Origin of the sequence: Methylobacterium sp. 174MFSha1.1, from assembly GCF_900116815.1 — a bacterium.
Lineage (GTDB): Bacteria > Pseudomonadota > Alphaproteobacteria > Rhizobiales > Beijerinckiaceae > Methylobacterium.
Window position 1 is genome coordinate 52,173 of record NZ_FPCB01000005.1, and the last position, 24,380, is coordinate 76,552.

At 73.8% G+C, this 24,380-nt stretch carries 23 protein-coding genes and 3 tRNA genes; 11 read left to right on the forward strand and 15 right to left on the reverse strand.

Annotated elements, in window-relative coordinates:
• Positions 1-37: 37 nt before the first annotated feature.
• From casB to BM430_RS02155, 4 genes are all read right to left on the reverse strand, one after another.
• Positions 38-682, reverse strand: coding sequence for a type I-E CRISPR-associated protein Cse2/CasB (casB, locus tag BM430_RS02140; protein WP_177302897.1), 645 nt, complete (start codon positions 680-682; stop codon positions 38-40).
• Positions 679-2,391 (reverse strand): type I-E CRISPR-associated protein Cse1/CasA, encoded by a 1,713-nt coding sequence (casA, locus tag BM430_RS02145; protein WP_210188398.1) that lies wholly within the window; start codon positions 2,389-2,391, stop codon positions 679-681. Before casA ends, casB begins: the two co-directional genes overlap by 4 nt.
• Before the next feature lie 551 nt (positions 2,392-2,942).
• Positions 2,943-3,143 (reverse strand): helix-turn-helix domain-containing protein, encoded by a 201-nt coding sequence (locus tag BM430_RS02150; protein WP_093564855.1) that lies wholly within the window; start codon positions 3,141-3,143, stop codon positions 2,943-2,945.
• Between the two features lie 522 nt (positions 3,144-3,665).
• Complete coding sequence (locus BM430_RS02155) at positions 3,666-6,317, reverse strand: CRISPR-associated helicase/endonuclease Cas3 (protein ID WP_093564857.1); 2,652 nt, start codon at positions 6,315-6,317, stop codon at positions 3,666-3,668.
• A gap of 175 nt (positions 6,318-6,492) precedes the next feature.
• Here BM430_RS02155 and BM430_RS02160 point away from each other — a divergent pair.
• The 3 genes from BM430_RS02160 (at position 6,493) to BM430_RS02170 (ending at position 7,043) form a co-directional block, all read left to right on the forward strand.
• Positions 6,493-6,567, forward strand: a tRNA-Val gene (locus tag BM430_RS02160).
• Between the two features lie 142 nt (positions 6,568-6,709).
• Positions 6,710-6,784, forward strand: a tRNA-Val gene (locus BM430_RS02165).
• A gap of 52 nt (positions 6,785-6,836) precedes the next feature.
• Entirely contained in the window at positions 6,837-7,043 is a 207-nt protein-coding gene (locus tag BM430_RS02170) for a hypothetical protein (RefSeq protein ID WP_093564859.1), read from the forward strand.
• Between the two features lie 19 nt (positions 7,044-7,062).
• Here the strand turns inward: BM430_RS02170 and BM430_RS02175 are convergent, their stop codons facing one another.
• On the reverse strand, positions 7,063-7,737 hold the full coding sequence (locus BM430_RS02175) for a hypothetical protein (protein WP_093564861.1): 675 nt from the start codon (positions 7,735-7,737) through the stop codon (positions 7,063-7,065).
• A gap of 10 nt (positions 7,738-7,747) precedes the next feature.
• Complete coding sequence (locus tag BM430_RS02180) at positions 7,748-8,383, reverse strand: hypothetical protein (RefSeq protein WP_093564863.1); 636 nt, start codon at positions 8,381-8,383, stop codon at positions 7,748-7,750.
• 160 nt (positions 8,384-8,543) lie between these two features.
• Here BM430_RS02180 and BM430_RS02185 point away from each other — a divergent pair, with 160 nt between their 5' ends.
• Positions 8,544-9,491 (forward strand): glycosyltransferase family protein, encoded by a 948-nt coding sequence (locus BM430_RS02185; protein ID WP_244539294.1) that lies wholly within the window; start codon positions 8,544-8,546, stop codon positions 9,489-9,491.
• Positions 9,492-9,721: 230 nt separating this feature from the next.
• On the opposite strand, the gene BM430_RS02190 is transcribed toward BM430_RS02185, so the two are convergent.
• Both BM430_RS02190 and BM430_RS02195 read right to left on the reverse strand, forming a co-directional pair.
• Entirely contained in the window at positions 9,722-10,921 is a 1,200-nt protein-coding gene (locus BM430_RS02190; RefSeq protein WP_093564866.1) for a glycosyltransferase family 4 protein, read from the reverse strand.
• Positions 10,921-11,961, reverse strand: a complete 1,041-nt coding sequence (locus tag BM430_RS02195; protein WP_093564868.1) for a glycosyltransferase family 4 protein — start codon at positions 11,959-11,961, stop codon at positions 10,921-10,923. The genes BM430_RS02190 and BM430_RS02195 overlap by 1 nt, the downstream gene beginning before the upstream one ends.
• Positions 11,962-12,021: 60 nt before the next feature.
• On the opposite strand from BM430_RS02195, the gene BM430_RS02200 reads away from it, so the two are divergent.
• The 6 genes from BM430_RS02200 to BM430_RS02225 are packed head-to-tail and all read left to right on the forward strand — an operon-like array spanning position 12,022 to position 18,827.
• Positions 12,022-14,076, forward strand: coding sequence for an HAD-IIB family hydrolase (locus tag BM430_RS02200; RefSeq protein WP_093564879.1), 2,055 nt, complete (start codon positions 12,022-12,024; stop codon positions 14,074-14,076).
• Positions 14,066-14,926 (forward strand): glycosyltransferase family 2 protein, encoded by an 861-nt coding sequence (locus tag BM430_RS02205; protein ID WP_177302898.1) that lies wholly within the window; start codon positions 14,066-14,068, stop codon positions 14,924-14,926. The genes BM430_RS02200 and BM430_RS02205 overlap by 11 nt, the downstream gene beginning before the upstream one ends.
• Positions 14,927-14,934: 8 nt before the next feature.
• A complete protein-coding gene (locus tag BM430_RS02210; protein ID WP_093564880.1) occupies positions 14,935-16,071 on the forward strand; it encodes a glycosyltransferase in 1,137 nt (378 codons plus the stop codon).
• A gap of 52 nt (positions 16,072-16,123) precedes the next feature.
• Positions 16,124-17,050 (forward strand): glycosyltransferase, encoded by a 927-nt coding sequence (locus BM430_RS02215; protein WP_093564881.1) that lies wholly within the window; start codon positions 16,124-16,126, stop codon positions 17,048-17,050.
• The gene (locus BM430_RS02220) at positions 17,047-18,138 is read left to right on the forward strand and encodes a glycosyltransferase (protein WP_093564883.1); all 1,092 of its coding nucleotides are present in this window, start codon (positions 17,047-17,049) and stop codon (positions 18,136-18,138) included. The genes BM430_RS02215 and BM430_RS02220 overlap by 4 nt, the downstream gene beginning before the upstream one ends.
• Positions 18,135-18,827 carry a class I SAM-dependent methyltransferase gene (locus tag BM430_RS02225; RefSeq protein WP_093564885.1) on the forward strand — a complete coding sequence of 231 codons (693 nt, stop codon included), beginning with the start codon at positions 18,135-18,137 and terminating at the stop codon, positions 18,825-18,827. Before BM430_RS02220 ends, BM430_RS02225 begins: the two co-directional genes overlap by 4 nt.
• A gap of 269 nt (positions 18,828-19,096) precedes the next feature.
• Here BM430_RS02225 and BM430_RS02230 read toward each other — a convergent pair.
• The 7 genes from BM430_RS02230 to BM430_RS02260 form a co-directional block, all read right to left on the reverse strand.
• Positions 19,097-19,174 (reverse strand) — tRNA-Pro (locus BM430_RS02230).
• A gap of 72 nt (positions 19,175-19,246) precedes the next feature.
• Positions 19,247-19,576, reverse strand: a complete 330-nt coding sequence (locus BM430_RS02235; RefSeq protein WP_093564887.1) for a DUF1330 domain-containing protein — start codon at positions 19,574-19,576, stop codon at positions 19,247-19,249.
• Entirely contained in the window at positions 19,573-20,388 is an 816-nt protein-coding gene (locus BM430_RS02240) for a helix-turn-helix domain-containing protein (RefSeq protein ID WP_093564889.1), read from the reverse strand. Before BM430_RS02240 ends, BM430_RS02235 begins: the two co-directional genes overlap by 4 nt.
• Before the next feature lie 14 nt (positions 20,389-20,402).
• Positions 20,403-20,762, reverse strand: a complete 360-nt coding sequence (locus BM430_RS02245; protein WP_093564891.1) for a nuclear transport factor 2 family protein — start codon at positions 20,760-20,762, stop codon at positions 20,403-20,405.
• Positions 20,763-20,889: 127 nt separating this feature from the next.
• On the reverse strand, positions 20,890-21,543 hold the full coding sequence (locus BM430_RS02250; protein ID WP_244539272.1) for a TPM domain-containing protein: 654 nt from the start codon (positions 21,541-21,543) through the stop codon (positions 20,890-20,892).
• Positions 21,543-22,316 carry a TPM domain-containing protein gene (locus BM430_RS02255; protein WP_093565387.1) on the reverse strand — a complete coding sequence of 258 codons (774 nt, stop codon included), beginning with the start codon at positions 22,314-22,316 and terminating at the stop codon, positions 21,543-21,545. The genes BM430_RS02250 and BM430_RS02255 overlap by 1 nt, the downstream gene beginning before the upstream one ends.
• Positions 22,317-22,320: 4 nt before the next feature.
• Positions 22,321-22,926 (reverse strand): LemA family protein, encoded by a 606-nt coding sequence (locus BM430_RS02260; RefSeq protein ID WP_093564893.1) that lies wholly within the window; start codon positions 22,924-22,926, stop codon positions 22,321-22,323.
• 196 nt (positions 22,927-23,122) lie between these two features.
• On the opposite strand from BM430_RS02260, the gene BM430_RS02265 reads away from it, so the two are divergent.
• Positions 23,123-24,085, forward strand: coding sequence for a hypothetical protein (locus BM430_RS02265; protein ID WP_244539273.1), 963 nt, complete (start codon positions 23,123-23,125; stop codon positions 24,083-24,085).
• Positions 24,086-24,380: the final 295 nt, after the last annotated feature.

Genomic DNA, 24,380 nt, shown 5'->3' on the forward strand with positions numbered 1-24,380 from the left:
TCGGGGAGATGGTCGGGCTCGGGATGGGGAGGGGGCGTCAGGCGGCCGGGGGCTCAGGGGCCCGGCCGGGGGGCCGATGGGCGGCGGCGTGGTAGTCGAAGGCGAAGGTCGCCCGGGCCCGGTCGCCGCGCTCCGGATGCAGCCAGTCGAGGATCGTCTCGCCGAGGCCGGCGACGTCGACCGGGCGGTCGCCGGCGAGGTCGACGGCGCGGCGCATCTGGCGCAGCAGGTCGTCGGGGTCGCAGGCGGCGGTCAGGCGCTTGAGCCGCAACGGAGAGAGCAGGGGCTGGGCGTTCGCCTCGCCGTAGGGCGGTCCGAGCACGGTCGCGAGGCTGCGTGCCGGGCTGTCGGCGGCGACGCGGGCGAGCACGCAGGCCGCGACCGCCACCGGCACCAGGGTGTCGGCGGCCTGCCGGGGTCCGTAGCCGAGGCCGCGATGGAGGTGGAACACCACCGCCTCGTCGAGGATGTCGAGGGGCGTCCCGGCGCGGCGCAGGCGCGCAAGGGCACCGCGGTCGAACAGGAGGTGCGGCTCGACGCCGTTGCGGCCGGGGGGCAGGCGCTCCCACCAGCGCCGGATCTTCCAGCGCCGCTCGCGAGGAATCTCCCGGACGTCGTCGGGATCGGCCGGAGGCCGCCTTCCCGCGCTCGCCCCGTCCGCGCTCCCATCCCCTGCGCTCACCCGCGGCCTCCCTTGGCCTTCTTCGGCTTGGACTCGGTCTTCGTGGATTCGGACTTCGTGTCCTTGGTCTTGCCGTCCTTGGGCTTGGCCTCGGGCAGCGGCAGGCCGAGGGCCTTGAACAGGGTCTGGCCGAGCTTGCCGTAGCCGCGCATCGCCCAGTCGAGGCCGATCTCCGCCTTGACACGCTCCGCCGCGACGCTCTGGCGGAGATCCGTGAGATCCTCGACCGGCACGAGCTCCTTGAACACCGCCGTCGCGGCCTCCCGCAGGTGACCGCACCACCGGTCGAGCGTCGGACCATGGGGCGTGTCGCCCTCGAGGCCGGCCCCCGGCAGGGCCTTCGCCAGCTCCGCCAGGGTCTTGCCGAACGCCGCCTCCGTCCGCTCCCAGAAGCGCCCGCGGCCGAGGTCGAGGAGACCGCCCTTCTCGATCGCCAGGGCCTGTTTCAGCGACACGCGCAGGATGAACTCGGCCTCGAAGGCGCCCCGCACCATCCGGCGCACGGTCTCATCGTAGGGCCGGAACTCCACCTTGCCGACGAGGTGCAGCGGCATCTCGCTCTCGACGAAGTCCCGGGCCTTCATGTTGTCCATGTCGTAGCCGGCGGCGATCAGGCGGGTGCCGAGGCGGGCCGCGTGATCGTCCTGGTTCTGGAGGCGCTTGATGCCGTCATGGACAGAGGCGGCCGCCTGCCGCTTCGTCTTGTCCCCGTCGTCGCCGACGACGAGGCCGACCCAGTGGCGGTAGCCGATCCGGCCGGGCTGGCCGTGCAGGGGCAGCCAGGGCTCGCCGGGCTTGGTCTGGTAGTGCGGCGAGAGCGGATGCGTGAAGCCGGCATAGCTCGTGCCGTGCGGCCGCGTGCGGTAGTGGCGCACCACCAGCGGATCGACGCGGCCGGTGAGGTCGCAGGGGCGCCCCTCGGGATTGGCCTCGACGACGAGACGGATGCGCCGCGGCATGCCCCAGAAGGCCTGGAGCGGATCGACCTGATCGGGCGTGGTCGGCTGCCCCTTGTCCGAGACGCGGGTGGGGACGAGCCAGGGAAACACCCGCTCGGGCACGGGCGGCCCGTCCGCCCGGTGGGGCACCGCGAGCCACAGGCTGCGCCACAGCGGCACCGGCGCCCGACGGTCCTCGGCCCCCGGGATCAGCAGGGTGGTCAGGGGACCGCCGCCCCGCACCGAGACGCGGTGGCCGGCCCCGCCCGAGGGTGCGTAGGTCTGCAACGTGAACAGCGCCATGGCGGCCCCGGCCCGCGACAGGGTCTCGACCCCGCCGCGGCGGACGAAATGGTCGAGGTTGTTTTTCACCGTGTTGACGCCGGGCGCCTCGATCAGCAATTGCGATACCGGCCTGGTCTCGCCGGTGATGTCTTCGCGGTCCTGCCCAAAGCGCGGCCCGTCGCCGTCGAGCACGAAGGCGTGGGCGAGGGGGGCGAAGGCCTCGTCCAGCGCGGCCGGCGTCGGCGGCGCCTCGAACCAGGCCGGCCACTCGTCCTCGTCCGCCCGGGTGCCGCATGCCGCCGCCAGCAGCCCGATCCAGAATTCCCGCGTCGCCGCATCGAAATCCGCCCGGCCCCAGGCCGGCGCGACGACCGGGTTTCCGTCGATGTCGTCGGTGAGGGCGGCCGGCCGGATCATGTCCGGCTCGCCGTCCGCCCGCAGGACGGGAATCCAGGCCTCGGTCAGGAGAGAGAAGGGTGGGACCACGGCACTCCCTGGGCGAATCGTTTCTGAGTCGTCTCAGGTCACGGTTGCATAACGCACGACCTTACGGAAGGCGCAAAAGGCCCTTTCCGGCGACTCTGAGTGTGTGTAAAAACAAGAGACGCGCGGGAGTGGAGTCCCGCGCGTCAGGGCCGATAAATTAGGCTCTTCTGGCTTGGGTCATGAGCCACATGCCCAGACCTCCTTTCGCTGCCTCCGAGGCGGCTTCTTTGAGCGGACCTTACCACCAGCCGGCAGGGGGCAACCTCCCTGCCGGCTGATGTGCATCAGAGACTACCTCGCGAACAGCGTCAACGAGAATTTTTGAGATCCGCTAAAGCGGATTTCACCATCTCTTCCATCCCCGCGTCTGCGGGGAACGCACCCGTCCTAGCGGCTTGCACCATCTTGGTTCATCCCCGCGCCTGCGGGGAACACTCCTTACGGACGGCTACCGCAATTATACTCCTGTCTCGCTGCATGTCGAGAGGACAAGGACTCACACCTATCCTTCAACTGAAGATGAAGCCAACCTCTGGCAATGGCGCCCCCACTCAAGCCGCAGAGCCGAGGCTTCGCCGTGCCGCCTCCGGCTCCCGGGCGAGCAGGGTCAGGAGCGGGTTGACCGCCGGATCGGGCCGGATGCTCCCCAGCTCCCACTCGCGCCACGTCTCGACCGGAACCCCGATCCACGCCGCGAACTGGGCCTGGGTCAGGCCGTAGCGCTCGCGCACGAAGCGGGGCGGATAGCTCACCCGCACGGCCTCCGGCGTCGAAACCTCTGGATCGTAGGTTCATCCCCGCGCCTGCGGGGAACACATGTAGAACGCACCGTCCTCGCCCCGCCCGATCGGTTCATCTGCTGCGCGCCTGCAGGGAATACGAGGCCGCGACGGGCATCCCCATCGCCGTCATCGGTTCATCCCCGCGCCTGCAGGGCTGTCCGGGGAAAGACGTGGCGCAGATATTCTCCTCTCCCCGTGGGCGGGGAGAGGCCTGAGCTCCGAAGGGGCTCAGGGAGCAGCGAACCGAAGGTTCGCCGCGAGGGTGAGGGGGTGTTTCCGGACGAGTCTCACGCGTCGAGCCCCCTCACCCTCGCTCCAGCTTCGCCTTCGCTTGCTGCGTTCCCTGAACGGGAACACAGCCCTCTCCCCGCCCGCGGGGAGAGGGGAAACCCGCGCCTTACATTTTTGCCGGACAGCCCTGCCGCGCCTGCGGGGGCGACGATGCCCCGGATCGGCGCCGGGCGCCAGGGTTCAGGAAGGCGCGAAGCCCGCTCAGAGCATGAGCCCCAGCCGCGTCCCATACGTCACGACGAGGGACCCGCCATCCTCCGCCACCAGCGTCCCCTGCCAGGTGCCGTCCGGCTGAGGCTCCAGGGGCAGCAGGATCACGGCGTCGTCGAAGCGGCTCCAGCCGGCCCGGGCCGCCGCGACGGCGTCGTGCCAGGTCGCGGCGGGGGCGAGGTGGCCGCGCAGCTTGCGGACCGCCACCGTGACCTCGGAGAGGGCCCAGGCCAGCCGGAGGTCGGCGTCGGGATGCCAGGGCACCAGCCGGCCGTCCGCGACCCGGGCGAGGCGCAAGGTGCGGCTCTCCTCGGCGAGGCGGGTCGGCACCGTGCCCTCGTCGGGCCAGGCCTGGTCGGGCCAGTAGCCGGCGGCGGCGGCGAGCAGCGCGCCGCGGGCGGCGGCGCGCTCGGCCCCGGACCGGCCGACCGCGTCGAAGTGGATCGACAGCAGGGGCGCGGGGATGTCGGTCTCGTCGTCGGAGAACACCGCCTCGATCGCCGGGCGCACGTCCTGCGGCACCCGGAAGGCGGGGCGGGCCGCCAGCTCCCGGGCGGTGCGCCACAGGAGGCCGTGGTCGCGGTAGACGTAGGCCGCGCGGGGAAAGGCGGCGGCGGCCCAGTCGGCGGCGACGGCGCCGGCGGGATCGGGCGAGACCACGACGAGCTCCGGGCCGGGGATCAGCCGGTCGCGGCCGGTGTGGCGCCACAGGCGGCCGGCGCGCTGGAGCACCGAATCGACCGGCGCGAGATCGGTGACCACGAGGTCGAAATCGAGGTCGAGCGAGCTCTCGGCGACCTGGGTCGCGACCAGCACCCGGCCGCGCCGCTCCGCCGGCGTCGAGGCCTTGCCGAACCGCGCCAGGACCCGGGCCTCGACCGCGAGGCGGTCGCCCATGGCGAAGCGGGCGTGGAAGAGGTCGGGATCGAGGCCCGCCGCCCGCAGGGCGGCCGCGCCCTCGACCGCGTCGTCGACGCTGTTGCGGATCCAGGCGATGCAGGCCCCGGCCTCCGCGGCGGCGCGGATCCGCGCGAGGGCGGCGTCCTTGTCCGGCACGCGGGTGACCGCGAGGGTGCGGCACAGGTCCGCCCGGGCGTCGAGGGGCGCCTCCGCCGGGTCACGCCCGGGGGCCAGCAGAGTCGCGAGGGGATAGTCGGTCCTCGCGAGCACCGCCCCGGCGGCGCCGGCGCCGCGGCGCCAGCTCTCCACCAGCTCGGCTTTGGCTCCGGAAGGCAGGGTGGCCGACAGGATCAGGGTGGTGCCGCCGCCGGCGGCGTGGAACTCGACGAGGCGGGCGAGCTCGGCGCTCACATAGGCGTCGTAGGCGTGGGCCTCGTCGACGATCAGCACCTTGCCGGCGAGGCCGGCGAGGCGGACCGTGCCGTAGCGGTTCGGCAGCACCGCCAGCACCGCCTGGTCGATGGTGCCGACGCCGAGATCGGCGAGCAGCGCCCGGCGGCTCTCGCCGGCGAGCCAGGCCGAGGCGACCGCGCCCGATTCCGCCTCCTCACCCCGATCGGCCCCGGGCTCGGGATCCGAAAATCCCGCGGCGGCGGCGCGGAAGCGCGGGTGCAGGCCGGCCCGGCCATGGGCCAGCGCCAGGGAGGGGCGGGCGCCCTCGGCGTAGAGCCGCCCGGCGAGCGGGAGGATCCGGTCGACCATGGCGTTGGCGGTCGCGGTGGTGGGCAGGGCGAGGTAGAGCCCGTCGGCCCGGCCGGCGGCGAGCAGCCGGTGGGCGAGCGTCAGGGCCGCCTCGGTCTTGCCGCCCCCGGTCACGTCCTCGATCAGGATCAGGAGCGGCCCGTCCGGCAGGGGGACCATCCCGGCCCAGTCCTGGACCGCGGTCGGCGGGCGGGACAGGCCGGTCAGGTCCGCGAAGGCGAGGCGCGGGCCGGGCCGCGCCGGCACCAGGCCGGCCTCGCGCAGGGCCGCCTCGGCCCGGCCACAGGTCTCGTCCCGGTAGGCCGCGAGGTCGGTCCCGGGTGCGGCGTAGGGGAACCAGGCCTGGTTGGACCCGATCCAGTCGGCGAGCGCGGTCATCCCGGCGACGAGCCAGCTCGCCTGCGCCGCCGCGGCCGCGCGCGGGGCGGGCACCTCCGGCGCCGGCAGCAGCGTCTCGACCGCCTCCCAGTAGGCGAGGGCCGCAGATGCCGAGGCCGGCGGGAAGAGCGGTCGCCAATCCTCCGGCTGCCAGCTCTCCGACATCGCCACCGGGCGGCCGTGATGCCCGAAGATCGGCTGGAGCAGGCGGTTGCGCGGCGCCGCGCCCCAGCCCCGCATCAGGCCGGAGGGCGCGGCCCGGGCCATCAGAAGGCCGCCGACGAGGCGCAGGCCCGCCGCCGGGTGGCCGGGATCGGGGATCCCGGGCGGCGGCAGGTGGGAGGGGCAGAGTGCCGGCACCTTGGCCTGGAACAGGTGGGAGAACTTGCCGATGTCGTGCAGGGCGAGAAGGTGCAGCCACAGGGCCTCGAAGGCCGGCACGTCGAGCCCGAGCCCCGCCGCCAGGGCCCGGGCCGCCCGCGGCCGCGCCCGCAGCAGCGCCCGGCCGGCGGCCGCCACGTCGAGGCCGTGGGCCCAGGCCGGGTGGAAGGGGTGGGCCTTGCCCCAGACGATCCGCGCCGCCTGATCCTGCATCAGGTCCATGATTCGCCCGCTCCCCGATTCGCCAGGGGCATGGTCGGCGTGCGATCGCGGCGCCGTCGAGGGCCGAAAATGGAAAACTGCGTGGCCGCCGGAGCCGGCGAAGGAACCCGCTTGTCACCCGCCGCAACTGCCTCTATACGCCCTCTCACACCGGGGCCGCGACACGCGGCGCCGAGGGCGCGTAGCTCAGCGGGAGAGCACTACGTTGACATCGTAGGGGTCACAGGTTCGATCCCTGTCGCGCCCACCATCACCACTCCGGATGTCGGGAGTTCATCTCCCCGGAGCGGTGCCGGACCGGTTGGTCCGGATCGGATGACAGAGAGTGACGGCCCCTCGCTCGCGAGGGTTGCCGGACAAGGCCTCCGGATATCGACGACGGCAGGCCGGATGGGCGCGTAGCTCAGCGGGAGAGCACTACGTTGACATCGTAGGGGTCACAGGTTCGATCCCTGTCGCGCCCACCATCCTCCCTCTCGCATCTGGTGCCGTCTCCTCCTCGCCGACGGGATCCTCCTCATGACCGATCAGGATGTGGGGGTGGCCTTCGCCACCCTGGCGACCGCCCTCGCGGTGGCCCTGCACAAGCAGGGCGTCGCCGACGGCGAGGCGCTGCTCGCCGAGACCGTCGGCACCCTCGAGGCGGTCGTGCAGGACGATTATCCCGAACACGCCAAGGCGATCCTGACGGCCTGCGCCCGCTCGCTGCGGGCGGCCGAGGGCTGACGTTTCCGCGGCCGTGCCGTCACCGATCCGGCCATGACGGGGCAGGGCCTTCCTCTCCGGCCCAGGCCGCGTGCACCATGCCGCGGGCGGTGTCGGGCTTCGCCTCGCCGATGAAGATCACGACCGGGCCGTGCGCGTCACGGCGGGGATCGTAGAAGTCGAGCAGGCCCGGATACCGGTGCTGGACGAAGGCGGGCCTCAGCGCCCGGCGGGCGAGCCAGTGGTCGATGACGACCTGGTCGCCGTGGACCGCGTTCGGGACCGGGCCGCAGGAGCCCGGCTCCATCCAGCGCGCGGGCTCGGCCGCGAAGGCCGCGTAGAGCGGGGACAGCGCGTCGCCCTGCCAACGCAGCAGCGCGCTGGAGACGCGGTCTTTGTGAAAATAATCCTCCATCGCCGCGAGGCCCGGCTCGGCCAGCGCGTCGGCCGGCCCGGTCAGGACGGTGTCGAGGTCGCACAGGAGCACCGTCCCGTCGGCGAGGCCGGGGCGAAACGCCTCCATCTTCGCCCACCAGGCCGGCCAGTCGTGCCGGAGCGGCACCCGCTCGACGCCCGCGACCGCGAGGGGCAGGTCGGTGAGGCAGAGGATCCGCCCGAAGGCCGGCGCATGGCGCCGCACGCCGCGGGCGAGGCGCGCGACCCACGTCGCGTCGTAGCGGCCGCCGCTCTTCAGGACGGTGATCAGGGTTGCCATGAGGGAGAGGTCATCCGTCGGACGAGGGAGGGTGCAGGCGCAAGCGGCCGGCCGCCGCGGCATCGGCGAACCAGGCGCGCTCGGCCGCCCAAGGGTGGCCGGGCCAGCCGGCGAAGCCGAAGCCGTGGGCCTCGACCGCGGGAGCGCCCGCCGGTCGCCCGAGGAGGAGGGCGAGCGCGACGAGGAAGCCGGTGCTCGGGTTCGGGCGGCCGCCGGCACAGGGCCCGAGCACGCGCCGGGCCTCGTCGTGGAGCGCTTCGGGCAGGACGTGGACCGGCTTGCCGAGGGGGCGCAGCAGAGCCAGCGCCCCGCGGGTGAAGCAGATCGGCTCGGGGCGATTGTGCGCCTCCGGCAGCATCGGGAACGGCAGCACGAAGGCCTCGGCCCGGCGGACCACCGGGCGGTCGAGGAAGCCCGGATCGGCGAGCCATTCGCGCATCTGCCCGCCGCGATTGACCAGGGCGAGATGGGTGACGCGCGATCCGCTCCGGCCGCCGAAGCCCGGCGCGTTGTTGAAGCGCAGGACGGATGCGGCCGCGTCGGCCGCTCCCGCCTCGGTCCCGGGGGCGTTGCCCACGAGGGCGACCGCGCCGAGGTCGGACAGGCCCGGCCAGGCCGCGCGGAGGGGGTCGACGTCGTCGGGCACGCGCGGCAGATGTCTCGGGGCGGGGGGAACCGACGACCGGGTTCGTCGGATGCATCCCGGAGGTATGGCGCCCGGCCCGCGCGACCAGCCCCGACCGGTACGGACCCGAGCGATGCCCGTGACGACCTCTTCGCGCCGCTGCTTTCTCTGCGCGGCCGCCATGCTGGCACCGAGCGACCGCCGCCTGACCGACTCTTCCGGGCGCGAGCGCGCCTTCCCGGTGGCCTGCGGCTCCTGCGGCGTCCTGACCGAGCGGGACGCGGATCCGGCGGCGTGCTGGCGCGACCTCGGACGTCGCCTCGACGAGCCTACTTTCGTGCCCAATCCGGAGGCGCCCTACGGGCTCGACCTCTACACCCTGCGCATCGCCGCGACCCGCCGCGGCCGCGGCGTCGCCCCGCTCGACCCGCGGGACCGCGCCGGGCTCCTGGCGCCGCACAGCCCGCTCGCGGCGCGGGCCCGGCTCCACGACCTCGCGGAAGGCCCCCCGGTCTCCCTCGGCCTCCTCTGCCGCCCGGCGGAGCTTCCCGCGGTGCTGGCCGGCCTCGCACCGCACGCCGCCTGGACCGACGACGTCGCGATCCTCCTCGACGGCGCGGCCGCGCCGGCCCGCGCGGTAGCGGTCGCGGGCTTCGCGGACGGGGCGGTGCGGGTGGCGAGCCGGCCCCTCGCGGGCGACTTCGCCGGGCAGCGCAACGCCCTCCAGGACCTCGCGCGCCACGCCTGGATGCTGCAGCTCGACGCCGACGAGACCCTCGAGCCCGAGACAGGGCGGCGGCTGCCGGCGCTCGCGGCGCTGGCCGAGGACGGCGACGTCGTCTCGGTCGGGCTGCCCCGGCGCAACCGCGTCGACGGGGTCCTGTCGGACGTCTACCCGGACGTGCAGTACCGGCTGAACCGGACGACCGTACGCTATGCCGGCCGCGTCCACGAGCGCCCGGTCCTCGACGGCGGCTGGCGCCGCGGCTTCATCGCCCTCCACGGCGCGATCGACCACCGCTTGAGCCGCACCCACGTCCTGGCCCGGTCGCGGACCTACGAGGCGCTCGATCCGGGGAGGGGGCGGATCGAGGAGGAGGAGGCGTTGCTGCAGCCTTTTCGGGAATGAGATTGCGTGCTTCGGATTGGATTGATGTGCCAATTCTGAAATAAATCGCGGGATCCCCTCTCCCGAGTGGGAGAGGGGTAGGGGTGAGGGTGACACGCTTCCGTGTGAAGCTCTAAGCGCCGTACTAGCAGATCAACATTTGGTGCCTGACTCAGGACCGTAGCACCCTCACCCCCGACCCCTCTCCCACACGGGAGAGGGGAGGCGTGCTTCACCTTTACTCGGACAGATCAAGGGGAAACGGTGTCATCTCCACGCGCCGCCGCGATCGCCCGCCAATACAACGCAAGCGTCTCAGCCCCCAGGCTCGCCCGGGTGAACCGCCCGGCCGCCGCGAGCGCACGGGCGCGGTAGACCCGGCGCAGGGCGGGATCGCGCAGCAGCGGGCGCAGGGCGTCGGCGAGCGCCGGGCCGGTGGCGGCGGCCGCGAGCGGTCCCGCCTCGGGCACGCCGACGAAGGCGCGGGCGCTGGCATCCTCGGCGCAGGCCAGAACCGGCCGGCCATAGGCCAGGGCCTCCTGGTAGACGAGGCCGAAGCTCTCGTAGCGCGAGGGCGCCAGGACCGCGTGCGCCCCGGCATAGGCCGCGGCGAGCGCCCCGGCATCGATCCGGCCGCGGGCGTGGAGGCGTTCCAACGCCGCCGCGGGCAGGTCCGCCGGCAGGTCGCCGGGCGGCACCCCGACGAGGTCGAGCCGGAACGGCGGCACCTCGCCCCGCTCCTGCTCCGCGGCGAGCAGCGCGACCGCGGCGAGCAGCGCGTCGAAGCCCTTTCGCGGTTCCGCCCGCCCGACGAAGAGCAGGCGCACAGGCGCCTCCGCCGCCGGGTAGGGCGCGTCGCGGGCGCTCGTGGCGATCTCCGGCGGCAGGCTGAGGCCGATCACCGCGTCGGGCCGGCGGCCCGGGAGGCGGTAGGCCCGGGCGATCACCGCCGCATGCGCCGCGGTGTTGGCGATGAGGCCGGCGCTGCCGCGCGCCTGGCGTCGTTCGAGGGCGTCGGCGGTGGCCCCGTCGAGCCGGTCGCGCAAGGTTGTCGCGGGGCCCCGGGTGAAGGCCGCCGGGGTCGAGGAGCGGGTCACCAGCGGCAGGTCGCGGCGCCCGGCGAGCAAGGCCGCCGGGGCGTACCAGTTCGTCGCCTCGACCACGTCGAAGGGCGCGCGGGCCTGGGCGGCGAGCACCGCGCGGCGGAAGGCGAGGGGCGCGGCGAGGTGGCCGACCGAGCCCCAGATGCGTAAACGCGCGAGGCGGCCCGCCGGCGGCAGGCCGAGGCCGACCACCGTGACGCCGCCGACCCGCGCCGTGCCCGTGCGGTCGAGGGTGAACACCGTCACGTCGGCGCCCGCCTCCGCCAGGCTCTCGGCGATCTCCCGCGCCGCGGTCGAGAGGCCGCTCGGGGCCGGCGGGTAGTCCCAGGCGAGGAGGGCGGTGCGCATCAGACCGCCAGCAGGCGCCGGTAGAGGGCGAGGTAGTCCCGCGCCATGCGCTCGGCGGTGAAGCGCTCCTCGAAGCGGCGGCGCACCCCCGCCCGGTCGATCTCGCCGATCCGGGCCAGCGCCGCCACCGCCTCGTCCTCGGAGGAGACCACGAAGCCCGACACCCCGTCCTCGACGATCTCCGGCACCGAGCCGCGGTTCCAGGCGATCACCGGGGTGCCGCAGGCCATCGCCTCGATCATCACGAGGCCGAACGGCTCCGGCCAGTCGATCGGGAACAGGAGCGCGGCGGCGCCGGAGAGAAGCGCGCCCTTGGCCGCGTCATCGACCGGCCCGAGATAGACCGCGTCCTCGGCGAGCAGCGGGCGCACCGCGCGGTCGAAATAGCCCGGGTTGCCGACATCGATCGTGCCGCCGAGCCGGATCGGGACGCCCGCCGCCCGCGCCGCCCGGATCGCGGTGTCGGGCCGCTTCTGGTCGGTCATCCGCCCGACGAAGGCGAGGTACCCGCCCGGCGCGAGGGACGCGGCGTAGCGGTCCCGGTCGATGCCGTGATGCACCATCCCGGCCCGGTTCGAGACCGGGATGCCGGCCGCTTGCGCCGCCGAGATCGCCGCCACCGGCAGGTCCGGAAACCCTTCGAAGAACAACGCCCGGTCGAGCTCGTCGACCCGCCAATGGATCGTCGTCAGGCTGCGGCGCCGGCGCTCGCCCAGGAGCGCGGCATGGGCGAACTCGCCGTGGCAATGGACGATGTCGAAGTCGTCGAGGCGCAGGCGCAGGGCTTCGAGCTGAAGGGCATCGAGAGCTGCCGGCACGCCCGGCGCGACGGTGCCGTAGCGGTGCTCCAGGGCCGCAAGGCTCGGATAATTACCGATACGGGGTAAGTGTGTCGCACTGTCCGAGGGGGCGAACAGCGTTACCTCCACGCCCAAGCTTCGCAGCGCCGTGCTGAGGTCGTGGATGACCCGCTCCGTGCCGCCGTGATGGGTCGGGGGAATGGGAAAGATGTTCGGAGCGATTTGGGCGACGCGAATCACAGACTGTACCTCACCTGAATCGTCCTGTCCTTCGGGATACTCCGCTACGGCAGCGGCCTGATGTTCGTTCTTCACGTCGCCCTGCAGGGCTGCCTGCGCGGCCGGGACGTCGTCTACGGGCTCACCGCCGATACCGGCGGCCATATCCGCTACCTGCTCGATCTCGTCGCCGCCTCGGCGCAGGATCCCGGGATCGACCGGATCGTGGTGGCGACGCGCCTGTTCGACGGCCCGCCCGGGCCCGATTACGCCGTGCCCGAAGAGCGGGTCGGCGACAAGGTCGTGCTCGTGCGGCTGGCGAGCGCGTCCCCGGGCTACCGGACCAAGGAGGAGATGCACGCGGAGGTGGCGAGCTTCGCCGGGAGCCTGATCGCCTGGATCGGCGCGCAAGGATCGGCCCCCGACCTGATCCACGCCCATTACGCCGACGCCGCCGCGGTGGCGGCGATCGTCGAGGCGCGCCTGGGCATCCCGTTCGTGTTCACCGCCCACTCGCTGGGCCGGGTCAAGGCGTCGATGCTGGGGAAGGGGGCGGCGGAGAACCCCGCACTCGCCCGCCGGATCGCCACCGAGGAGGAGGCGCTCGCCCGCGCCAGCCTCGTCATCGCCTCCTCGCGCGACGAGGCGGAGGTGCAGTACGCCGGCTACGCCGCCTACGATCCGGGCCGGGTGCGCGTCCTGCCGCCGGGCAGCGACCTCGCCCGCTTCGCCGACAGCCGGCCCGACCCGCGGGTCGACGCCACGATCGCGCGCTTCCTGCACGATCCGGAGAAGCCGGTGCTGCTGGCGCTGGCCCGCCCGGTGGCGCGCAAGAACCTCGCCGCCCTGGTCCGGGCCTACGGCGAGAGCGCAGACCTCCAGGCGCGGGCGAACCTCGTCGTCGTCGCCGGCACCCGGGAGGACATCGACGCCCTCGACGGCGACATGGCCGCGACGATGCGCGACCTCCTGGTCCTGATCGACCGCCACGATCTCTACGGCCGGATCGCCTATCCCAAGACCCACCGGCCCGAGGACGTGCCGGCGCTCTACGCCCATGCGCGGGCGCGCGGCGGCCTGTTCGTCAACCCGGCGCTCAACGAGCCCTTCGGCCTGACCCTGCTCGAGGCCTCCGCCGCCGGCCTGCCGCTGGTCGCCACCGACAGCGGCGGTCCCAACGACATCGTCGAGACCTGCGGCAACGGAATCCTGGTCGATCCGCGCGATCCCGGCGCCATCGCGGCGGCCTGCACGCGCATCCTCGACGACGCAGGCCTCTACGCGGCCTGCGTCGCCGGCGGCGCGCGGGCGGCCGCCGCCTACGACTGGGACCGGCACGCGGCGCGCTACCACGCCCTGCTGCGGGCGCTCGGCACGCCCGTGCCCCCGTTGCGGGCGCCGCGCCAGCTCCTGGTCTGCGACATCGACAACACGCTCGTCGGCTGCGCGGCGGGCTTGAGCACCTTCCGGCGCTGGCGCAGCCGGCAGGCCGGGCTGGCCTTCGGGGTCGCGACCGGGCGCTCGTTCCATAGCGCCATGGCGGTGCTGGAGCAGCAGGACAGCCCGCGGCCGCAGGTGATGATCACCTCGGTCGGCTCCGAGATCTACCACCTCGACGGCAACGGCGTGACCTACACGGCGGACGCCGCCTGGCGCGGGACGATCGCCGCCGGCTGGGAGCGGGAGCACGTACGCGCCGCGCTCGACGGCCTCGACGGGCTGGCACCCCAGGGCCCGCTGGAGCAGCGCGCGTTCAAGCTGAGCTATTTCGGCGACGCCGCGGCGGCTCAAGGCGTGCGGGCCCGCCTCGCCCGCGCGGGCTTGCGCGCCAGCGTGATCCACAGCCACGGCCGCTACCTCGACGTCCTGCCCGAGCGGGCCTCGAAGGGCACCGCCGTCGACCACGTCCGCGCCCTCTACGGCCTGCCCGAGCGGGCCCTGTTCGTGGCCGGCGATTCGGGCAACGACGTCGAGATGCTGCGCGCCCGCGCCCAGTCGATCATCGTGGCGAACTATTCCGACGACCTCGCCGGCCACGCGGCGCTCCGGCACTCCTACGTCGCCCGGGCCTCGCATGCCCGCGGCATCATCGAGGGCGTGGGACATTTCCGCCGGGCGCTCGCCCATGCGGGCTGAGTCCAGCGTGCTCACCCTGGTGCGCGGCCGGGCCGACCGGCTGCGCAACCTGATGCGCGGCCTCGCCCGCCAGACCGCGCATCCGCGCGAGCTCGTCATCGCCTGGATGCAGGCGGAGCCGGCTCCCGAGCTGCCCGATCCCGGCTGCCCGGTCCGCCACCTGCACGTGCCGGGCGAGCCGATGCCGCTCGCCGCCGCCCGCAACCGGGCGGCGGAGGCCGCCTCCGGCGACCTCCTGATCTTCCTCGACGTCGACTGCATCCCGGGCGCCGGCCTCGTCGCGGCCTATGCGGGGGCCGCCGCGCGGACCGACGGCCTGTTCCTCGGCGAGGTGCTGTACCTGCCCCCCGACGCCGCGGCGGGCGACGAGGCGGCGCTCGACCGGCTCGGCCGCGCCCATCCGGCCCGCCCCCCGGCGCCCGTGACCGGGATCCGCCCCGAGCCGGATGCCGGCCAGCTCTGGGGCCTGTCCTTCGCGCTGCCGGCGCGGGCCTGGCGCGCGGTCAGCGGCATGGACGAATCTTACGCCGGCTATGGCGGCGAGGAGACGGATCTGGCCGCCCGCCTGAGCCTGAGCGGCCTGCCGACCTACTGGGTCGCGGGAGCACGGGCCTACCACCAGCACCACCCGGTCCACGTGCCGCCCTTGCAGCACTTCGTGCCGATCCTCGCCAACGCGGAACGCTTCCGGGCCCGGCACGGGCGCTGGTGCATGACCTACTGGCTCGGCCAGTTCCGCGACGCCGGGCTGATCGACTGGGACGAGGGCGCCGAGGCGATCCGCCTCCTCCGCCCCCCGACCCTCCCTGAGATCGCCGCCGCCTTGCGGCCCGACGCCCTGTTCTCCTGAGAAATCTCATGAAGAAGCCGATCGCGTTCTTCGTCCACCACCAGGGCCGGGGCCACGCCAACCGCACGATGGCGGTGGCGGCGGAGTTCGCCCGCGACCGCCCGGTCTCGGTGCTGACCGCCGGTCCCCACCTGTTCGAGGGCTTTTCCCGCGACGTCGAGATCGTGGCCCTGCCGAACATGATCGGCGCCGCGGTGCCGACCCCGCGCCTCTACGCCGAGCCGACGCCGCAGGTGATGCATTGCGTCCCCCTCGGGCTCACCGAGATGCGCCGGACGATGCGCCAGATCCTCGACCATCTCGACGAGCGCGGCATCGGCCTGTTCGTCGTCGACGTCTCGGCCGAGATCGCGCTGCTCGCCCGCATCGCCAGCGTGCCGGCGGTGCAGATCCGCATGCACGGCGACCGCCAGGATATCGGCCATGTCGGGTCCTACGAGGCCTGCGTCGGGATGCTGGCGCCGTTCGACGCGCGGCTGGAGCAGGACGAGTATCCGGCTCACTTGCGGGCCAAGACCTTCTACAGCGGCGGGTTGTGCACCAGCGTCGACCGGGTGCCCGACCGGGCCGAGGCTCGGGCCAGGCTCGGCCTCGACCCGGATCGCGAGATCGTCGTGGCGGTCACCGGCGGCGGGGGCAGCGGTACGCCCTACGCGCCGCTAACGGTCGCGGCCCGCGCCGCGCCGGACGCCCTGTGGCTGACCCTCGGGCCGACCCACCGCGAGGGCCACGAGACGGATTTCTCCAACCTGCGCGAGCTCGGCTGGGTGCCCTCGGTCACCGAGTACCTGGCGGCGGCCGACCTCGTGGTGGCCTCGGCGGGCGACAACACGGTGCACGAGGTCGCCCGCGTCGGCGGCCGCCTGATCGTGATGCCGGAATGGCGCTATTTCGGCGAGCAGACCCGCAAGGCCGAGGCCCTGGTGCGCCTCGGCGCCGCGGTCCAGGCCCCGGTCTGGCCCGGCGACCTCCAGGGCTGGCGCGATCTCCTCGCCCGCGCCCGCGCCCTCGACGGGGCCGCCCTGAAGAGCCTCTACGCGCCGGACGCCGCCGCCCGCGCCGCCGGCTGGCTCGAAGGGCTGACCGACGAGTTGTGGCAGGGCGCCGCCGCGGCGCCGCCTTTGCGCGTCGTCGCGGCCGGTTGAACCTCCCTCATCCCCTGTGCCGGAATTTCTCTTGCCGGAGCCGAGAGCCCGCATGTCCACCGTTTCCGTCGTGACCCTGGCCAAGGGCCGGCCGGCCCATCTGGCGAACGTCCTGCGCGGCCTGGAGCGCCAGACGCAAAAGCCCGTCGAGTTCATCGTCGCGGTGATGCAGGACGACCTCTACGATCTGCCAACGGCCTCCTTCCCGGTGCGCCAGACCCGGGTGCCGGGCGCGGCGCTGCCGCTCGCCGCCGCGCGCAACCGCGGCGTCGCGGCGGCCACCGGCGAGGCGATCGTCTTCCTCGACGTCGATTGCATTCCCGCACCCGACCTCGTCGCCGATTACGCGGCGGGGTTGTCCGCCCTCGACGGACTGCTGATGGGCGAGGTGCTGCACCTGCCCGAGCACGCCACCCTCGGGGACTGGACCTACGAGCGGCTGGCCGATGTCGCGGAAAAGCATTCCGACCGCCGCGGACCCCCGGCCTCCGGCCTCGAGATCTGCCCCGACTACCGCTGCTTCTGGTCGCTCAACTTCGCGATCCGGCGCGCCACCTTCCTGGCCAGCGGCGGCTTCGACGAGCGCTATACCGGCTATGGCGGCGAGGACACCGATTTCGGCAAGGCCCTCGACCGGAGCGGCCTGCCGATCGCCTGGATGAAGGGCGGGCTCGCCTATCACCAGTACCACCCGCACCACATGCCGCCGGTCCACCACCTCGACAGCGTGGTGCGCAACGCCGAATTGTTCGAGGCCAAATGGGGCTACCGCACCATGGGGCACTGGCTCCACGCCTTCCGGGTGATGGGGCTGATCGACGACACGCCGGACCGGCCGATCCGCATCCTGCGCCACCCCGACGCCGACGACCTCGCGCTCACCGGCCAGCAGGGCCACCAGCCCTACACCAACTCGGCCTCCGTCATCCGCACCATCGAGGCCCGCGGGGAGGCGGGTGCCGTCGCGGTGCCGGCGTGAGGATCGCGCTCCTCGCCCATCTGCGCCACCCGATCGCGCCGCCCTTCGCGGGCGGCCTCGAGGCCTATTGCTGGCACCTCGCCGCGGGACTGACCGCCCGGGGCCACGAGGTCGTGCTGTTCGCCTCCGGCGACAGCGACCCGTCCTTCACCCTCGACGCGGTGAGCCCGGTCCACCACGAGGCGCGCTTCCCGAGGCTGGAGCACCGGGGCGATCCGGGGCTGAGATCCCATGTCGACGCCGCCTACGGCGCCGCCTGCGACCGGATCGCGGCGGGCGGCTTCGACGTCCTGCACAACAATTCCTTGAGCCGCCTGCCGCTCGAGCGGCGGCGCACGGAGCGGGTTCCCACCGTCACCTCGCTCCACGCGCCGCCCTACGACGCCCTGCGCTGGTTCGTGCACGACAGCCCCAGCCCGACCCACCGCCTCACCGCGACCTCGGCCGCGCATCTCCGGTCCTGGTGGCCGGACGGCGCCCCGCCGGAGGCCTCCGTCCTCCACAACGGCATCGATCCCGCCGCCTGGCCCTGGAGCGGGCGCGGCGACGGCTCCGCCGTGTGGAGCGGGCGCCTCGCGGCCGTGAAGGGCGCCCACCTCGCGATGGCCGCGGCGCGGCGCGCCGGCCTGCCCCTGACCCTGTTCGGCCCGGTCGAGGAGACGGATTACTGGGAGGGTACGATCGTCCCGCAGCTCGGCGGGCCGGTCCGCTACGGCGGCCACCTGCCCGGACCGGCTCTTGCCGCCGAGCTCGGCCGCGCCTCGGTCTTCCTGTTCACCCCGTGCTGGGACGAGCCGTTCGGCCTCGCGGCGATCGAGGCGATGGCCTGCGGCTTGCCCGTCGCCGGATTCGCCCGCGGCGCCGCCGCGGAGATCATCGGCGAGGCCGGCCGCCTGGTTCCGTCCGAGGACACCGCGTCCCTGGCCGCGGCGATCCCGGCGGCCCTCGCCGTGCCGCGCTCCGTCCCGCGCGAGCGGGTCCTGCGCCTGTTCACCCGCGACCGCTGGCTCGATGCCTGCGAGGCCCTCTACGCCGAGGCCCGCGCCGGCGCGCCGTCTCCGTCCCCCGCCTCCCGAGCCGCACCATGACCCGCCAGACGATCATCGACGCGCTGTGGCACGGCCGCGATCCCTTCGCGGATCCGCCGGAGACCCTGCGCCCCCTCGACCTCCAGGGCTGGCGTAGCGTCCACCCCTATCTCGACGAGGCGGTGCACGAGTGGCGCCCCGGCGTGGTGGTCGAGATCGGCACCTGGAAAGGCGCGAGCGCGCTCCACCTCGCCCGGACGATGGCCGCAGCCGGCGTGCCCGGCACGGTGATCGCGGTCGATACCTGGCTCGGCGCCGTCGACCACTGGGCCGATCCGGCCTTGTTCTCGGAGCTCGCGACGGAGAACGGCTATCCGAGCCTCTACCGAACCTTCCTGGCCAACGTCCTGCGCGAGGGCATGGCCGACCGGATCGTGCCGCTTCCGCTCGATTCGGTGAACGCCGCCGAGCTCATGCGCCTGCGCGGCGTCGCCGCCGACGTGATCCACCTCGATGCCGGCCACGAGGAGGCCTCGGTGGCGGCGGATCTCCGGGCGTGGTGGCCGGTGCTGCGTCCCGGCGGGTTGTTCATCGCCGACGATTACGACCGCCTCGGCGGAAAATTTCCCGGCGTCGGCCGCGCCGTCGACGCGTTCTGCGCCGAGCACGGGCTGGAGGGGCCCTGGTCGTTCCGCGGCAAGGCCAAGTTCCTCAAGCCGAAAGTCCTCAAGCCGATCTCGGGCGGGTGAGCCCGGGGGCCGGCGGGGACATCCTGGCCGAGGACGGCCTCCTCTGCCAGGATGTCCCGGGCTCGATCCGGAAGAGGACAGAGTGCGCTTCTTAAGTTGTCGTGACGTGGCCTCCACCTCGTGCGGCTCGACGGATCGGTGAAGGCGAAGCAGGACGGTGCGACGGATCGGCCCGAGGTGGCTCGCAGCGCTGACCACCGAATCCCAGAAACGACGAAGGCGGCCCGAGGGCCGCCTGTCGTAAATCTCTGATCGAGCAGAATTTCGAATGGTCGGAGCGAGAGGATTCGAACCTCCGACCCCTAGTCCCCCAGACTAGTGCGCTAACCGGGCTGCGCTACGCTCCGACGCCCCGAAGAGGGCGAGCGGGGTATTAGCGCCGCGCTCATCGCGACGCAAGCCCCTTCCGCATGCCCAGGTCAACCGGCGAGGGCGTCGGGGCCGCGATGGCCGGCGGGGACGCCGTCGATCAGGAAGGCGACGCCGTCGGAATGGGCTCTGCGCAGGGGCAGGATCGCCTGGTAGGCGGGGGACTCGTACCAGGCCCGGGCCCGGGCGCGGTCCGGGAAGGCGATGACGACGAGGTCGCCGGAAAAGTCGCCTTCGAGCGGGTCGGGACGGGCGCCGTGGACGAGGAACCGGCCGTCGAACGGCGCCAGGGTGGCGTCGATGTGCGCGAGATAGGTCGCGATCGCGGGGCCGATGTCCACGGTGCGCAGATGGGCGACGGCGTAGGCGGGGAGGCTCATGAGTCCGTGTCTCCTGGCAGGAGCGGCGGGAGGAGGCGGTGGAGCAGGGCGGCGGTCCCGGGATCAGCCGGGAAGAAGGCCTCGACGGCGAGTTCCGACAGGGTGATGTCGACCGGCGTGCCGAACACCGTGGTGGTGGACAGGAGCGAGAGGCGGCCCGCCGGGAGGGCGAGGACGAGGGGCACCGCGACGCCGTCGCCGCTCCCGTCCCCGGACGGCGCGCCCGGCGGGGCGGAATAGTCGGCGAGCTCGTCCGCGAGCCGGGCGAGGACGGGATCGCCGCTGGCGGCGACCTGCCGGCGCAGGCGGTCGAGGAGATGGGCGCGCCACTCGCCCAGGTTGAGGATGCGCGGCGCCAGGCCGCCGGGATGCAGACTCAGGCGCAGCACGTTCACCGGCGGGGCGAGGAGGGCGGGGTCGACCCCGTCGAGGAGGGGGCTCACCGCGGCGTTGGCGGCGATGAGGGTCCAGTGGCGGTCCACCGCCAGGGCCGGGTAGGGGGCGTGGCCATCGAGGATCCGTGCCACCGCCCGGCGGGCGGGGGCCAGCGCCGGGTCGTCGAGGGAGCGCTCGACGAAGACCGGGGCGTAGCCGGCGGCGAGCAGCAGGGCGTTGCGCTCGCGCAAGGGGATGCCGAGACGCTCGGCGAGGTGCAGCAGCATCGCCCGGCTCGGCCGGGCCCGGCCGCTCTCGAGGCAGCTCAGGTGGCGCTGGGAGATCTCCGCCTCCAGCGCCAGGTCGAGCTGGCTGAGGTGCCGGTGCCGGCGCCACGCCCGCAGGATGCCGCCCGGCGGGCCGGCGGGACTTAGCATCGGCGGGGCCTCCCTCAGGCCGGGACCCGGTCGAGGAAGCCGGTCACCTCGGCGAGGCGGCCGCCCTCCAGGGTGGCGAAGTCCGTGCCCTCGACCACGCCCTCGCCGCCCTCGGGCGCCAGGGCCCAGGAAAAGCGCAGGCGGTCGCCATAGCCGTCGGGCCGGCCGGCGAGGCGGAAGCGCAGGCCGGGGAAGCGCGCCTGCACGGCGCCGATCAGGGCGTCGAGCCCGTCATGGCCCTCGCCGGCCATCACGGGGTCGCGGTAGCGCGCGCCCTCGGTGAAGGTCTCGGCGAGGAGCACGCGGCGGCGGGACGGATCGGTCTCGTTCCAGGTCGCGAGGTAGCGGGCGGCGAGGGTGGCGGGGTCGGTCATCGGGGCGTCCTTCCTCCGGGTGGGTGCGGGGAGGAGAATGGACGGGAGACCGGGCGCCCGTCGATGACCCGAGAGGTCATCACCGGATGACCCGGGAGGTCATACCGGACCGGGGATCGCGCCGCGCCTACTCGGTCACGATCACCCGGTTCGGCAATTCGTCGGCGTCGCCGGGGCGCGGCGGGGCGGCCTCGGCCAGGATCGCGCCGGCGCCCGCCACCGCCCGCACCAGCCCCTCCGCCAGGGCGTCGCGGCGGAGCGCCGCCACGAGGTCGTCCAGCACCGGCCGCCAGGCCTCGGGGGCCGTGCCGACGCCCGTGTCGGTCACCACGTCGGCGTAGCGCTCGGCCAGGGCGACGTAGATCAGCACGCCGGTGCGGCCGCTCGTGCGGGACAGCCCGCGGGACTGGAACTCGTGCCGGGCGGCGGCCCGCGCCCGGGCGCGGCGGAAGGCGCGGGGCAGGGCGCGCGGCAGGCGGGCGAGGATCGGGGCCGCGGACAGGCCGAGGAGCAGCGCCAGGGCCACGGCGAGCTGGACCACGAAGATCCGGGTGGCGGAGAGCCCGGTGAGCAGGATCAGCGGCCAGGGCACCAGGAGCGCGCCCGCCAGCGCCAGCGCCGGCGGCAGGCTGCGATAGGCGCCCGAGCGGGCCGCCACCATCACGACGATCTCGCCCGCCGTGCCGCGCTCGGCCGCCGCGACCGCGGCCGCGATGCGGGCGCACTCCGCCTCGCTCAGGATCGTCGTCGGGTTCGCCGATTCAGGCGTCACGTCCGGCATCACCAGTCTCCCGAGGCGCCGCCGCCCCCGGACGAGCCGCCCCCGCCCGAGAAGCCGCCGCCGAACCCTCCGCCGCCGCCGCCGAAACCCCCGCCATAGCCGCCGCTCGGGCCGGGCACGACGATCCAGTGGCCGCCGCTGCGCCGGTGCGGCCGTCCGGGACCGCCGCCGCCCCGGGTGAGGAGCCGGACGAGGACGAAACCGGTCACCCCGAGCAGGATCAGCACCAGGACCGGATCGAGGGTGCCGCCCGAATCCTCGCGCACCTCCGCCCGGCGCTGCCACTCGGCGGCGTCGCCCCCGAGGATGCCGAGGATCCCGTCGATTCCGGCCTGGATGCCGCCGGGAAAATCCCCGGCCTTGAATTTCGGCGCCACCGCGCTCGCGATGATCACCTTGGACAGGGCGTCGGTCAGCGCCCCTTCGAGACCGTAGCCGACCTCGATCCGCACCTTGCGCTCGGCGGGGGCGATCAGGAACAGCACGCCGTTGTTGCGCGCCTTGGTGCCGAGGCCCCAGGCGCGGAAGAGCCGGTTCGAAAAATCCTCGACCGAGGTGCCCTGGAGCGAGGGCACGGTCGCGACCACGACCTGGTCGGTCGTCTTGTCCTCGTGCGCCTTGAGCTTGGCGGCGAGCGCCGCGCTCTCCTCGGGCCGCAGCAGGCCGGCGCCGTCGACCACCCGGCCGGTGAGCGGCGGCAGGTCGAGGGCGCAAGCCCCTCCGGCCCAGAGGAGCAGGAGAAGGGCGAGGACCGCCTCCGGGACCCGGCGCATCACCCTAGAACTTCACGTTCGGCGGGCGGCTGGCATCGGGCGTGGCGGTGAAGGCCTCCATGGGCTTGGCCTCCGGGTAGAGGGTGGAGGCGATCCAGCGGCCCGGGATGGTGCGGATCTCGGTGTTGTAGGCCTGCACCGCCTGGATGTAGTCGCGCCGCGCCACCGCGATGCGGTTCTCGGTCCCCTCGAGCTGCGATTGCAGGGCGAGGAAGTTGGCGTTCGACTTCAGGTCGGGATAGCGCTCGACGGTGACGAGGAGCCGGCCGAGCGCGCCGGAGAGCTGGTTCTGGGCGTCCTGGAACTCGCGGAACTTCTGCGGGTCGCTCACCGTCGCGGCGCCGACCTTGACCGAGGTCGCCTTGGCGCGGGCCTCGGTGACCTGCACCAGCACGTCCTTCTCCTGCTGGGCGTAGCCCTTCACGGTCTCGACGAGGTTGGGGATCAGGTCGGCGCGGCGCTGGTACTGGTTCTGCACCTCGCCCCAGCGCGACTTGGCGGCCTCCTCCAGGGTCGGCACCCGGTTGACCGCGTCGCAGGCCGACAGGGTGGTGGCGAGGCCGAGCGCCAGGACGAGGAGGCGCAGGCGGCCGAGGAACGGGGCGGTCATGGTGGCTTTGGCTCCTGGTCCGGGGGGCGGCGCCTCCCGGCGCCGCGAGCGTCGCCGTGGTCAGATAGGCGGCATTCCGCCGCGGACCAGCGGGGCGGGGCGGACTCGAGGCGGGTATCCGGGAGGTCCGCTTGGTGCGGCGGCGCTCCGGCGTTATGCCCTGGCCGCGGCCGGTGCGGGCCGATTCGGGACCGGCATGGCGAAGCGAGCGGCCACGGCGAAGACGGTGAAGGCGGCCAAGAGTGTTCCGGCCAAGCCGAGTCTGGCGGAGCGGCTTCCGGCGACGACGGTGGCCGCGCAGACTGGTCCCTCGGGCCAGCCGCCCTCGGCGACCTCCCTGTGGCGCGAGGCGCGCAACGGTGCCGCCCGGGCGCGGCTGGAAAAATCCCTGCCGGTGGTGTTCCCGCTGCCCGTGCTGCGCCACGCCCTGTCGCGGCCCCTGGTGCCGCCGACGCCGCGGCTCGCCGTCGAGAGCTACTGGCGCCACCACATCCTGCGGGCCGACCGGCTGGCGCGGGCGCTCGCCGCCGCCTCCGGCCAGCCTGAGGGCTGGACCTGGCGCCTCGGCAGCTGGCGCCCCGACGACCGGCGCCTCGACCCGGCGGACCAGGATTTGTCCGAGAAGGGCCTGGCGTTCAGCTTCCGGATGCCGCCGGCGCCGTTCCGCGAGACGCCCTACGCCCGGGGCAAGGGGCATTGCTGCATCTGCGGCCAGCCGGTCTACCGCTTCGGCTGGCACCGTGACCTGTGGGGGGCGGGCACGCCCAACCGCAACGCCGCATGGCACGCCGCCTGCGTCGCCGCCTGGAAGCTCTGGACCGCCCCCAGCGACCACGTGAAGGAACTGAAGCGCCGCCAGGGCCATCGCTGCGCCCAGTCCGGCAAGCGCCTGCTGCGGACCGCCGAGGTCGACCACCGGATGCCGCTCTACCGGATCTGGCGCGAGGAGCGGGCGCGGCCCTGGCCCGAGCTCCTCGGCTACTGGGGCCTGCCGAACCTCCAGGTGGTCAACCGGGCGGTCCACGCCGACAAATGCGCCGCCGAGGCCGGCGAGCGGGCGAGCGCGCGGCGGGCGGGCGGTGCGGAGGACGAGGACCGCCCGTCCCCACCCGATCCCGTCCGGGCGCGGGATCCCCTGTCCCAGGCGGGAGAGGGGTGAGCCGATCCCGGGTGGCCGGCCGCGCCCCGGGATCACCGTCTTCGACACCGGCATCAAGCTGAGGTCCAGCGCGCCGAAGGCTCCTCCGTCAGCCAGTCCATTCCCGCTCCTCCCCTTTCCCGGACGACTGTAGCGAAGCGGAAGGAGATCCGGGATCCAGCGCAAAAAGTCGCGAAGCGTCCTCGTGCCTGTGACGGGGTAGTATTCAGAGCCGCTTCGCGGCACTTTCTCTGCTGGATCCCGGATCTCCTTCCGCTTCTCTTCAGTCGTCCGGGAAAGGGAGAAGCGGAAACGG

Bases quoted from the DNA above. Each gene is read 5' to 3' on its own strand.
- BM430_RS02215 (WP_093564881.1), top strand. From the start codon at position 16,124: ATGTCCACCGTTTCCGTCGTGACCCTGGCCAAGGGCCGGCCGGCCCAT.
- BM430_RS02190 (WP_093564866.1), bottom strand. From the start codon at position 10,921: ATGCGCACCGCCCTCCTCGCCTGGGACTACCCGCCGGCCCCGAGCGGC.
- BM430_RS02265 (WP_244539273.1), top strand. From the start codon at position 23,123: ATGGCGAAGCGAGCGGCCACGGCGAAGACGGTGAAGGCGGCCAAGAGT.
- BM430_RS02235 (WP_093564887.1), bottom strand. From the start codon at position 19,576: ATGAGCCTCCCCGCCTACGCCGTCGCCCATCTGCGCACCGTGGACATC.
- BM430_RS02155 (WP_093564857.1), bottom strand. From the start codon at position 6,317: ATGGACCTGATGCAGGATCAGGCGGCGCGGATCGTCTGGGGCAAGGCC.
- BM430_RS02185 (WP_244539294.1), top strand. From the start codon at position 8,544: ATGCTGGCACCGAGCGACCGCCGCCTGACCGACTCTTCCGGGCGCGAG.
- BM430_RS02245 (WP_093564891.1), bottom strand. From the start codon at position 20,762: ATGACCGACCCCGCCACCCTCGCCGCCCGCTACCTCGCGACCTGGAAC.
- BM430_RS02210 (WP_093564880.1), top strand. From the start codon at position 14,935: ATGAAGAAGCCGATCGCGTTCTTCGTCCACCACCAGGGCCGGGGCCAC.
- BM430_RS02170 (WP_093564859.1), top strand. From the start codon at position 6,837: ATGACCGATCAGGATGTGGGGGTGGCCTTCGCCACCCTGGCGACCGCC.
- BM430_RS02175 (WP_093564861.1), bottom strand. From the start codon at position 7,737: ATGGCAACCCTGATCACCGTCCTGAAGAGCGGCGGCCGCTACGACGCG.
- BM430_RS02200 (WP_093564879.1), top strand. From the start codon at position 12,022: ATGTTCGTTCTTCACGTCGCCCTGCAGGGCTGCCTGCGCGGCCGGGAC.
- BM430_RS02225 (WP_093564885.1), top strand. From the start codon at position 18,135: ATGACCCGCCAGACGATCATCGACGCGCTGTGGCACGGCCGCGATCCC.
- BM430_RS02205 (WP_177302898.1), top strand. From the start codon at position 14,066: ATGCGGGCTGAGTCCAGCGTGCTCACCCTGGTGCGCGGCCGGGCCGAC.
- BM430_RS02240 (WP_093564889.1), bottom strand. From the start codon at position 20,388: ATGCTAAGTCCCGCCGGCCCGCCGGGCGGCATCCTGCGGGCGTGGCGC.
- BM430_RS02250 (WP_244539272.1), bottom strand. From the start codon at position 21,543: ATGCCGGACGTGACGCCTGAATCGGCGAACCCGACGACGATCCTGAGC.
- BM430_RS02255 (WP_093565387.1), bottom strand. From the start codon at position 22,316: ATGCGCCGGGTCCCGGAGGCGGTCCTCGCCCTTCTCCTGCTCCTCTGG.
- BM430_RS02260 (WP_093564893.1), bottom strand. From the start codon at position 22,926: ATGACCGCCCCGTTCCTCGGCCGCCTGCGCCTCCTCGTCCTGGCGCTC.